General features: G+C 73.8%; 8 protein-coding genes. 6 read left to right on the forward strand and 2 right to left on the reverse strand.

Annotation, left to right across the window (positions count from 1 at the left end):
* Positions 1-60 precede the first annotated feature (60 nt).
* Positions 61-804, reverse strand: a complete 744-nt coding sequence (locus ACFV1W_RS22865; RefSeq protein ID WP_380419061.1) for a G1 family glutamic endopeptidase — start codon at positions 802-804, stop codon at positions 61-63.
* Positions 805-1,265: 461 nt separating this feature from the next.
* Here ACFV1W_RS22865 and ACFV1W_RS22870 point away from each other — a divergent pair, with 461 nt between their 5' ends.
* Positions 1,266-2,246, forward strand: coding sequence for a hypothetical protein (locus ACFV1W_RS22870; protein WP_380419062.1), 981 nt, complete (start codon positions 1,266-1,268; stop codon positions 2,244-2,246).
* A 145-nt stretch (positions 2,247-2,391) separates the two neighbouring features.
* Positions 2,392-3,033: a carbonic anhydrase gene (locus tag ACFV1W_RS22875; RefSeq protein WP_380419063.1), complete on the forward strand. Its 642-nt coding sequence runs from the start codon at positions 2,392-2,394 to the stop codon at positions 3,031-3,033.
* 130 nt (positions 3,034-3,163) lie between these two features.
* Here the strand turns inward: ACFV1W_RS22875 and ACFV1W_RS22880 are convergent, their stop codons facing one another.
* Entirely contained in the window at positions 3,164-4,627 is a 1,464-nt protein-coding gene (locus ACFV1W_RS22880) for a PTS transporter subunit EIIC (RefSeq protein WP_380419064.1), read from the reverse strand.
* Positions 4,628-4,802: 175 nt separating this feature from the next.
* On the opposite strand from ACFV1W_RS22880, the gene ACFV1W_RS22885 reads away from it, so the two are divergent.
* From ACFV1W_RS22885 to ACFV1W_RS22900, 4 genes are all read left to right on the forward strand, one after another.
* Positions 4,803-6,617 carry an MFS transporter gene (locus ACFV1W_RS22885; RefSeq protein ID WP_380419065.1) on the forward strand — a complete coding sequence of 605 codons (1,815 nt, stop codon included), beginning with the start codon at positions 4,803-4,805 and terminating at the stop codon, positions 6,615-6,617.
* Complete coding sequence (locus ACFV1W_RS22890) at positions 6,614-7,084, forward strand: MarR family winged helix-turn-helix transcriptional regulator (protein ID WP_380419066.1); 471 nt, start codon at positions 6,614-6,616, stop codon at positions 7,082-7,084. The genes ACFV1W_RS22885 and ACFV1W_RS22890 overlap by 4 nt, the downstream gene beginning before the upstream one ends.
* Before the next feature lie 123 nt (positions 7,085-7,207).
* The gene (locus tag ACFV1W_RS22895) at positions 7,208-10,414 is read left to right on the forward strand and encodes an amidohydrolase family protein (RefSeq protein ID WP_380419067.1); all 3,207 of its coding nucleotides are present in this window, start codon (positions 7,208-7,210) and stop codon (positions 10,412-10,414) included.
* Between the two features lie 296 nt (positions 10,415-10,710).
* Positions 10,711-11,145 carry a universal stress protein gene (locus ACFV1W_RS22900; RefSeq protein ID WP_380419068.1) on the forward strand — a complete coding sequence of 145 codons (435 nt, stop codon included), beginning with the start codon at positions 10,711-10,713 and terminating at the stop codon, positions 11,143-11,145.
* Positions 11,146-11,350: the final 205 nt, after the last annotated feature.

The following is an 11,350-nucleotide window of genomic DNA, read 5'->3' on the forward strand; positions in this document are numbered from 1 at the left end:
GGACGACGTCGCCCTCCTCATCGCCCGGGCTCTCCCGTGACGGCCGCCGCCCGCCGTGTGTCAGCCGTGCTTCCAGGTCACCGAGAAGGCGCTGCCGCCGCTCAGCCCGGAGGTGGTGGCCTTGGTGGTGCCGCCGGAGGCCATGGTGATGGCGTCCGGGCTGAAGCCGCCCAGGGCCTGGCCGTTGACGGTGGAGCCGGTGAAGGAGACCGAACCGAAGTTCGAGAGCGGCAGCACCCCGGTGGAGCTGGAGGGCGCCTCGGCGATCACCTCGGCGGAGGCCAGGGCGGCGCCCTTGAGGGACTTGTTGACGGTGCGGCTCCACCCGGCGGTGGTGTCGGAGAGCGTGAGGGTGAAGGAGCCGTTGCCGCTGGTGGTGACGCTAGCGGTGAAGTGGTCGCCCGGCCGTACCGTGTTGCTGAAGTTGACCGGGTAGGCCGGGTACATCTCGTACCAGGCGGAGTACACCGGGGAGCCGCCGGAGCAGTCGGCCTCGGTGCCGGTCTGCTCGACGGAGTTGCTGCCGTCGCCGTCGAGGCCGACCCAGAAGCTGGACCAGGTGGCGGTGCCGTTGCAGGACACGCGCGGCTGCACCCAGCTGGCCTTGACGCTGGTGAACTTTCCGCCGGTGGCGGCGTATCCGGCCCAGTTGCCGCTGGTGCTGCGCAGCAGCCCGCCGCCGTGGTGGGCGAGCGGGGCCTGCACGAGGGTGGGGGCGGTGGCGGCGACGGCCGGTGCGGCGGTGCCCAGGAGGGTCAGCAGGGCGGTGGACACGGCGAGGCTGCGCCGACGTGCTTCGGGCATGGCTACTCCCTTGTGAGGGTATGGAGTTGGCCGAGCATCGACAAAGGTAGACCCGAGGGTCAGGCGCGGATGTCACACGGATGTAACGAATCGTCACTCCGAACTCAGCGCCGCGGTGACGGTTGGTCAGTTATGCGGCCGAAGCATCGGCCCGGTGGCCGGTGTCTTCGGCCTCACCGTGGTGATGTACCGCACCAAGTCCTACGGAGCACGGGCTGGTTGGCTACCCGCACCAGAGGCGATGACATATCCTGATGCACCGTCATGCTGTACGGGTGCGAGCTGCCAGCTGGGGTGGTTGATGCTGACGCGGATCGAGGCGGCGGCGTGTGGTGCGGGCGGTGGATTGATCGCTGAGGCGGTCATCACCTTCGGTCGCCTGCACGCATGGCAGCCGGCCGGAACCTCACGCCCGACGTCTGGACCCGGTACCTGGGTACCCAAGCTCCATCGGACCTGCGATGCGCATGATTTCCGTCCCGCAACGGCTGGCCGCCGTCTCGATTTCCCTGGCTCTTGCCGCACTCGTGCTGGCCGGCTGCCAGAGCACCGACGACCGGGACCAGGTCCCGGCCCCGACCTCGGCGGACACCGGCAGCACGAGTGACACGATCCTGCTTCCCGGCAACACCGGCACCCTCGCCATGACCGTTGCCAGAGACGGATCGCTCTGGGTCACCGAACAGCGGATCAGCGCCGTCGCACGGATCGACCCCGCAGGACAGGTCGCCCAGTACCGCATCCCGGGCGACAGCGAACCCAAGGGGATACTCCAGGCCCCGGACGACACGATCTGGTACGCCGGCGACGATCAGACCAAGCGGATCGACACGTCCGGACGGACGAACGGCTGGATGGAGGACGACGGAGGCCTCGGCTACCCCAAAGCGATCACCCTCGGCCCCGATGGTGCCATCTGGTACGACGAGACCGGCTCGCCCGCGCTCATCCGACGGATCGCCCCCTCACGTGGCCCCTCCACCGTCGCCGCACTGCCCGACGGATGGACTCCCGGCGGCATGGCCTCGGGGCCCGACGGCGCCGTGTGGTTCTGCGAGCACGAGGAGCAGCACGACGCCGATGCCATCGGACACATGACGCCCCAAGGCACGTACACGAGTTGGCCGCTACCTCCGGGTTCCTATTCGTGGACCATCGTCGCCGGCCCGGACGGCGCGCTCTGGTTCACGGAGGTGCACGAATCGGCCGAATCACCACCGCCGGCGTCATCACGCACTTCACCGTCGCGAACACCGAACACCCGAGGTCCCTCATCTCCGGCCCGCAGGGCGCGCTCTGGTTCACCACCGAAACCGACGTCGGGCGCCTCACCCCGGCAGGCAGCCTCACCGCCCGGCCCGTGCCCGACGCCCAACCCCTGGACGGCATCGCCGCCGATCCGAACGGCGGTCTCTGGCTGGCGGATTCACAAGCGAGCGTGATCCGCCACTTCCGTCCTCCCCGCTGACCGGCACCTGCCCCTGCCCCTGCCGCACGTAGGTCCGCAGTGACGGGCGTCTCAAGCGGTCGCACTCGGAAGGGTGCCCGTTCCGGGCGGTGACCGAGTGGGAACAGTAGCCTGCGGGCATGACTGTGACGCAGCCCCCCACGCCCCAGGAAGCGTTCGAGATACTGCTGGCCGGTAACCAGCGATTCATCACCGGGACCGTCGAGCACCCGAACCAGGACGCCGCCCGCCGCAGTGAGATCGCGCCCGCGCAGGCACCGTTCGCGGTGCTGTTCGGCTGCTCGGACTCCCGCCTCGCCGCGGAGATCATCTTCGACCGCGGGCTGGGCGACCTGTTCGTGGTCCGCAACGCCGGTCACGTGGTCGGCCCGGAATCGCTGGGCAGCATCGAGTACGGAATCAGTGTCCTCGGCTGCCCTCTGGTGGTGGTGCTGGGCCACGATGCCTGCGGGGCGGTGGCCGCGGCCAGGGCCGCCGTCTCGGACGGCACCACGGTGCGCGGGTACGTGCGTGACGTCGTCGAGCGGGTCACGCCCAGCGTGCTGGCCGCCCGCGCGGCCGGGCGCGTCGAGGACGCGGACTTCATCGCCGAGCACGTCCGGCACACGGTCGACCTGCTGATGGAGCGCTCGCGCACCCTGGCCCACGCGGTCCATGCGGGCAGTGCCGCCGTGGTGGGCCTGTCCTACCAGCTGGCGGACGGAGCCGTGCACATGGTCACCGCCCGCGGCGTGGAGATGGCGGCCGACGCCGTGGCATGACGTCAGCGCTCCCGCAGCCCGGGGGCGTCCTCCCGCTGCCGCACCGCGCCGATCACGCTGGGACACAACCCGAACGGCCCGCTGCGGATCGGCGACGACGACGCCGGCACCGTCGACCCAGCCCGTCGGGCTACTCGGCCGCGAGGGCGGGAGCGGGGCCGGGCTCCGCGGCGGCGGCGCCGTACTCGGCGAGCGTCTCCCGGGTGAAGCCGAAGAAGTACGTGGCCAGGAAGCCCACCAGGTACCCGGTCAGCAGCCCGCCGCCGTAGACGGCGGCGCTCACGGCCATCCCGTGCGGGCCGGCCAGCAGCGGGAACAGGGCCCAGCCGGACGGCCCGACGGCCGTCGAGCCGACCGCGCTGCCGAGCTCGCCGGCCACCCCGACGAAGGCCCCTCCGGCGGCGCCGCCCACGCAGGCCGTGACGAACGGGCGGCCCAGCGGCAGGGTGACCCCGTAGACCAGCGGCTCGCCGACCCCGAGCAGTCCGGCCGGCAGCGCGGACCTGATGGTCGCCCGGACGGAGGCGTTGTGCCGCAGCCGCAGGTAGACGGCCGCGGCGCAGCCGACCTGCCCGGCGCCGGCCATGGCGAGGATCGGCAGCAGGACGGTGGAGCCCTGCTGCTGGATCAGCGTGGTGTGGATCGGGATCAGCGCCTGGTGCAGCCCGAGCATCACCAGCGGCAGGAAGAGCCCGCCGAGCACCAGCCCGGCGGGCAGCCCGCCGTGGGCGAGCAGCCAGGTGGCCGCGTGGCCGATGGCGGTGGAGACCTCCCCGGCCACGAACATCAGGCCGAACAGCGCGGCCAGCCCGCCGAACAGGACGGTGACCGTGGGCGTGACCAGGACGTCCAGCGCGTCGGGCACGACCCGCCGGGTCCACCGCTCCACCCCGACGGCCAGCAGCGCGGCCAGCAGCGCCCCGACCACCCCGCCCTGCCCCGGGGTGAGGTGGTGGCCGAACGCCTCCACCTTGGCGACCCCCGCGTAGACGATCACACTGGCCACGGCGCCGCCCAGTACGGGCGTGCCGCCGAACTCCTTCGCCGTGTTGTGGCCGACGAAGACGGCGAGCAGCGACATGAACCCGGAGGAGACCGGCCCGAGGGCGGTGACCAGGCCCGGGGCCCAGCCGAGGTTGGCGAGCGCCCCGGTGAGGGCGGCGACGATCCCGCAGCCGATCAGGGCGGGGATCAGCGGGACGAAGACGTTCGCGATCCGGCGCAGCATCCGCTTCACCGGCGTCGCGTTGCGCAACCGGGCCTCCGCCCGGATCCGCGCGCCGCGCCCGGCGAGGTCCTCGGCGGTGGGGGCGGCCGCCACCGGGCCGGAGCCACCGCCGGAGTCCAGCAGTCGGCGCAGCTGCGCGGTGGCCCCGGCGACGGCGCCGGGGCCGAGGACGATCTGGTAGGTGTCGTCCTCGACCGTGCCCAGGACGGCCGGCAGCGCCCCGAGCGCCTCCCGGTCGACCAGCGAACGGTCCGCCAGGCCCAGCCGGAGCCGGGTCATGCAGTGGGCGACCGAGCGGATGTTGGCGGCGCCGCCGACCAGCGGGAGGATCGCCTCGGCCACGGCGCGGTGCTTCTCGTCGGACATGCCAGGGGAAGTACCCGGATGGTCCGGGCGCTCAACCGGGGGCCCGCCGGGGTCTGTCGCCCGAACGGCCGCCGGGACTATCGTTAGTTGGCGGAAGCTATCGACATTCCCACTCCGATCCGGCGGCCGGGCCCGACACTCCCCGCGACCCGCCCCGGGCCAGCAGGAGGCAGCGGTGGCGACACGACTCTCCGGCGACGGCAGGACCGGGCGACGGCGACCGGCCCGTACCCCGGTGGAGGCGGACCACCCCCGGTACAAGTGGGTGGCGCTGTCCAACACCACGCTGGGCACGCTGATCGCCACCGTCAACGCCTCGATCGTGCTGATCTCGCTGCCCGCGATCTTCAACGGCATCGGCCTGGACCCGCTGCAGCCCGGCAACGTCGGCTACCTGCTGTGGATGCTGATGGGCTACATGCTGGTCACCGCCGTCCTGGTGGTGACCCTGGGCCGACTGGGCGACATCCACGGCCGGGTGCGGATCTACAACGCGGGCTTCCTGATCTTCACCCTCACCTCGGTGGCCCTCTCGCTGGACCCGCTGCACGGCGGGCCGGGGGCGCTGTGGCTGATCGGCTGGCGGGTGGTGCAGGCGGTCGGCGGCTCGATGCTGATGGCCAACTCGGCGGCGATCATCACCGACGCCTTCCCGGCCCGGCAGCGCGGCACGGCGCTCGGGGTCAACATCGTCGCGGGCATCGCCGGGTCCTTCATCGGCCTGGTCCTGGGCGGGCTGCTGGCCGAGTGGAACTGGCGATCGATCTTCTGGGTCAACGTGCCGATCGGCGTCCTCGGCACCGTCTGGGCCTACCGCTCCCTGCGCGAGACCGGGGTGCGCAGGCCCGCCCGGATCGACTGGTGGGGCAACGTCACCTTCGGCGTCGGCCTGACCGCCCTGCTCGCCGCGATCACCTACGGCATCCAGCCCTACGGCGGCCGCACCATGGGCTGGACCAACCCCTGGGTGCTGGCCGGGCTGTGCGGCGGGGTCGCGCTGCTGGCCGTGTTCTGCCTGGTCGAGGCCAGGACCGCCGAGCCGATGTTCCCGCTCTCGCTCTTCCGCGACCCGGTCTTCGCCGGCGGGAACGCGGCCACCCTGCTGGGCTCGATCGCCCGCGGCGGGCTGCAGTTCATGCTGATCATCTGGCTCCAGGGCATCTGGCTGCCGCTGCACGGCTACGACTACGCCGACACCCCGCTGTGGGCGGGCATCTACCTCGTCCCGCTGACCGTCGGCTTCCTGGCCGCCGGGCCGGTCTCCGGCTACCTCTCGGACCGCGCCGGGGCCCGGCTGTTCGCCGCGGGCGGGCTGGTGGTGATGGCCGCCTCCTTCGCCGGGCTGCTCCTGCTCCCCACTGACTTCGGCTACCCGTGGTTCGCGCTCCTGGTCTTCCTCAACGGCCTGGGCGGCGGCCTGTTCGCCGCCCCCAACACCTCGCTGATCATGTCGAGCGTGCCGGCCGCGGCCCGCGGCGCCGCCTCCGGCATGCGGGCCACCTTCCAGAACGCCGGGATGGTGCTGTCGATCGGGGTCTTCTTCTCCCTGATGGTCGCCGGGCTGGCCGGCTCGCTGCCGCACACCCTCACCGCCGGACTGACCGCGCAGGGCGTGCCCGCCTCCGACGCGCGCACCATCGCCTCGCTGCCGCCGGTGGGCACCCTGTTCGCCGCGTTCCTCGGCTACAACCCCGTCCAGCAGCTGCTGGGCCCGCACGTGCTCGGCCGGATCCCGCCGGACCACGCCCGGACGCTGACCGGCCGGGAGTTCTTCCCCCAGCTGATCTCGGGGCCCTTCCACGACGGCCTGGTCGTGGTGTTCTGGCTGGCGATCGCGATGTCCCTGGTCGCCGCGGCCGCCTCGCTGGTCCGCGGCCGGCCGGCGCCCGACCGGTCCACCGTCGCGCCCGACCGCAGTGCAGGCAGCGGGGCCGACCGGGGCACCGGGGTCAGCCGGGGCGCCGGGGCCACGAAGGAGCACGGGCCGTGAGCGCGGACGGCGGCGGGCTCTCCGCCGAGGCTGTGGTCCGGCTCCGGCTGGCGATCGGACGGCTGAACCGCCAGCTGGTCCGCGCCTCCGGCGACCAGGACCTCACCTCCGCCCAGCTCTCCGCCCTGTCCCGGGTGGAGCAGCACGGCTCGCTGCGGCTCGGCGAACTCGCCGCGCGCGAGGGCGTGGCCGTCCCGTCCATGGTCCGTACGGTCGCCCCGCTGGTCACCGCCGGCCTGATCGCCAAGACCCCCGACCCGCAGGACGGCCGCTCCCAGCTGCTCGCCCTCACCCCGCACGGCCGGGACACCCTGGCCCGGATCCGCCGCGAGCGCACCGCCCTGCTGGCCAGGCGCAGCACCCGCCTCAGCCCCGAGCAGTGCCGCGCGCTGGAGGCGGCCCTGCCCCTGCTGGAGCTCCTCCTCGACGAGGCCGACACACCGGTGCGCGAGCGCCGGCCGGACTGAATCTCCGCTGCACACCGGCAGTTTGACGACCCGAAGGTGCAAAGCGCCGTTCCCGTCGTTACTCCCGATGACAATGGACATGCCGAGAAGCACGAGGTCCAGGGTGACGGGAAGGGAGCGGGTGTGTCGTTTCTCCGGGACGGGAACGAGCGGGAACCCAACCAGCAGAAGCCCAGCGCGCGGGAGTTGAGCCGGCGCGGGTTCATCGGGGCGGCCGCGCTCGCGGGCGCCGGTGCGGCGCTCGGACCGGCCGCCGCGACGGCGGCGGCCGCGGACGCCCCGGCCGCCCGGCCGTCGAGGGTGCTGGAGTTCACCGCCGGCACCAACGCCGCCGTGACGCTCTCCCCCGACGGCGAGCGGATGGTCGTCGAGGTCCAGGGCATCCTGTGGGGCCTGTCGCGGCACGGCGGGACGGCGACCGCGCTGACCTCCCCCGGGCTGGAGCCCACCCGCCCGGCGTGGTCCCCGGACGGGTCGACCGTGGCCTTCTGCGCCTACCGGGACGGCGGCTTCCACCTCTGGGCCATGGCGCCCGACGGGTCGAACCTGCGCCAGTTGACCAGCGGCGGATGGGACGACCGCGGGGTGTCCTGGTCCCCGGACGGGCACCACCTCGCCTTCTCCTCCGAGCGCGCGGGCGACGCGGTGTCCGGCAGCTCGTACGACGTGTGGACGGTGGAGCTCGCCACCGGCCGGCTGACCCGGCTGACCGACCGGCCGGACGTCGAGGACTACGACCCCTCCTGGCACCCGGACGGCGGGCGCGTCGTCTTCGTCCGCTCGGACGCCTCCGGCGGCCGGACCATCGCCTCCGTACCGGCCGCCGGCGGTCCGGTGCGCGTCGAACGCACCGTGGACAGCGGCACGGTGGCCTGCCCGGTGGTGTCCCGGAACGGCCGACTGGCCTACGTGTGGATCGGCGACTCCTCCGCCGCCAGCTCCTACCTGGCGGCCAGCGTCTCCCTGGCCGTCGACGGCACCGTGGTCTCGGGCGACGAGGACGTCTCACCGCTGCCGCCCTGCTGGACGCCCGAGGGCGGCATCGTCTACTTCGCGGACGGCCGGATCACCGACCGCTCCCCCGACCTGGCCACCGCCAAGGACATCCCGTTCAGCGCCCGGCAGGAGGTGCCGGGGCTCCAGTACCGGCGCAAGGTGCGCGACTTCGACTCCACCGCCGAGCGGGACGTGCGCGGCATCCACCTGCCCGCGCTCTCGCCGGACGGTCGCTCGGTGGCCTTCTGCGCGCTCAACGCCCTGTGGCTGCTGCCGGTCGGCGGGCAGCCGCGCAAGCTGTTCCAGGCCGCCCCCGCCCACTACGTGCAGATGCCGTCCTGGAGCCGGGACGGCCGCAGCGTGCTGTACGTCCACGACGGGGACGCCGACGGGGACGGCCTGGGCGCCGTGCACCGCCTGACACTGGACGGCCGCACCGACACCGTCCTCGCCCGGGGAGGCCGGTTCAATCCGGCGCTCTCCCCGGACGGCACCCGGCTGGCCTGCCAGGACGTCCTGGGCAACCTCCTCCTGGTCGACCTCGCGACCGGCGCCGAGCACCGCCTCGCGACACCCCTCGGCGGCAACGGCCTTCCCGGGAGGCCCAGTTGGTCCCCCAACGGCCGCTACCTGGCGCTCTGCGACCGCAACCGCCTCAACCACCGCTTCCGCGAGGGCTACAACGTCATCCGGGTGATCGACACCCGGGACGGCTCCTCGAAGTCCTTCCTGCCGCTGCCGGACACCTCGGTCGCCGACCGCTGCGACAGCGGCCCGGTCTGGTCGCCCGACGGCCGCTGGCTGGCGCTGGTCGTGGAGTCCGCGCTGTGGGTGCTGCCGGTCGCCCCGGACGGCACGCCGACCGGCGAGCCCCGGCGGATCACCGACGGGGCGGCCGACCACCCGTCCTGGTCCGGCGACTCCGCCCGGCTGCTCCATCTCGCGGACGGGAAGCTGCAGTTGATCGGCCGCGACGGCGGCGACCGCCGCACCGTCACCGTCCCGCTGCGCACCGCCCGCGCCCTGCCGCCGCGCTCCGACGTCACCCGCATCCACGCCGCCCGGCTGTGGGACGGCACCGGCGAGAACGTCCGCGAGGACGTCGACATCGTCGTCACCGGCAACCGCATCACCGCCGTCGAACCGCACCGCTCCGGCGCGCGCCGGGCCGGGGAGCGTCTGGTCGACGCCACCGGCTGCACCGTCCTGCCGGGCCTGTGGGACGCCCACACCCACCCGTACCAGAACACCTACGGCGGCCGCGAGTCCCGCCTGCTGCTCGCCTACGGCATCACCGGCGCCGCTTCGCTGGGCGGCTTCGCCTACGAGCAGGCGCGCATCCGCGAGTCGGTCGACGCCCGGGTGATGGACGGCCCGCGGTTCCTGACCACCGGCGAACTGCTCGACGGCAGCCGGGTCGCGTACAGCATGGGCCGCGCCCACCGCACCGCCGACGGGGTGCGGCGCAGTCTGGAGCGCGCCGTCGCGCTGGACTACGACTTCGTCAAGACCTATGTGCGGGCGCCCGCCTGGATCATGGCGCAGGCGGCCCGGACGGCCCACGAGCGCCTCGGCGTGCCCGCGGGCAGCCACCTGCTGACGCCCGGTGTGCAGGTCGGGCAGGACCTCACCACCCACCTGTCCGCCACCCAGCGGCAGGAGTACGGCCGGGTGGTCTCGCCGACCGGGCACGCCTACCAGGACGTCCACGAGATCTACCGCGGCGGGGCGTTCGCGATCGTCGTCACCCCGTTCTCAGCGCTCTACCTGCTCGGCGACGACCCCTCGCTGGCCGAGGACGCCCGGGTGACTTCGCTGATGCCGCCGTGGGACGCCGCCGGCGTGCAGCACCAGGCGCGGACCGCGGCCACCCCGGAGCAGCGCCGCGCCGTCCGGACGGAGATGGGCGTCTACCGGAGGATCATCGCGGACGGCGGCGCCCTGGCCCTGGGCACCGACTCCCCGCTCACCCCCATCGGCCTCCAGGTCCACCTCGGCCTGCGCGCCCTGGTCCGGTACGCGGGCCTGTCCCCCGCCCAGGCACTGCGCACGGCCACGGTGACCCCGACCCGGCTGTTCGGTCTGGCCGACGACCTCGGCACGGTGGAGGCGGGCAAGCTCGCGGACCTGACGGTGGTCGACGGGGACCCGTTCCACGACTTCGCCGACCTGGCCCGGACCTCCTGGGTGATGCGGGACGGCGTCACCTACCGGCGCGCCGACCTGGTCGGCGCCGGCGCCCGGGCCCCGCTCGCCGCCCGGCCCTCGGGCCCGGCCGAGGACTGGTACGCCGTCGGCCAGGCCCTGCGCCGCGACGGCTGCTGCGCCCTGTAGCGACCACCGCCCACCGACGGCGTTCGTCCACGACCGCCCGCCCGCCGTCCGGCCCCGCGCCGGACCGGCCGCAACGGCCGAGGCCCCCACCGGCCTCGGCCGTTCCGTGTGCGAGGTGAACCGCCGCTCGGCGGGGTCGGCGGCGGTACGGCGCCAGTGCGACATCCCGCCCGGCCACCAGGCTTCGGGGCACACCGTGGACGTCACCCGGCTGCCGGGCCGTACTGGCGGTGACGGCGGACGGTCCGCACCGTGGTGGGGGAGGAGCGATGGCCACCCACCCCAGGACGGTACCGATGGACGCGAACCAACCCCTTCCCCGTGTCGTGGTCGGCGTCGACGGCTCTCAGCCGTCGCACGCCGCGCTGCGCTGGGCGGTCCGGCACGCCGAGGTGATCGGCGGCGTGGTGGACGCGGTGGGGGCGTGGGAGCCGCCGAGCCACTTCGGCTGGTCGGCGCCGGTGGTCGACGCCACCTTCGACCAGCAACTCGCCGAGCGGAAGTTCGCCGATGAACTGGGCGAGGTGCTCGGTACGGACTGTCCGGTGCAGGTCCGCCGGAGCCTGGTCATGGGCGACGCCTCCGACGTCCTGCTGGACGCCGCCAAGGGCGCCGAGCTGCTGGTGGTGGGCAGCCACGGGCGCGGCGGCTTCACCCGGGCGCTGCTCGGCTCGGTGAGCACCCGCTGCGCCCAGCACGCGACCTGTCCGGTGGTCATCGTGCGCGCGTAGCGAGCCGTCGTGCGCGCGCAGTGAGTGTGGGGTGCGGCGGGGCGCCATCGGCCCGGACCGCGGGCCCGGCGCGGGCGTCCGGGCGTCCGGGCGTCCGGGCGTCCGGGCGTCCGGGCGTCCGGGCGTCCGGGCGTCCGGGCGTCCGGGCGACAGGGAGACAGGGTCGCTGTCACATCTCAACCTGAGGAGGTGGGGAGGAGTGGAG

The sequence above is a fragment of the Kitasatospora sp. NPDC059648 genome, assembly GCF_042734825.1.
Lineage (GTDB): Bacteria > Actinomycetota > Actinomycetes > Streptomycetales > Streptomycetaceae > Kitasatospora.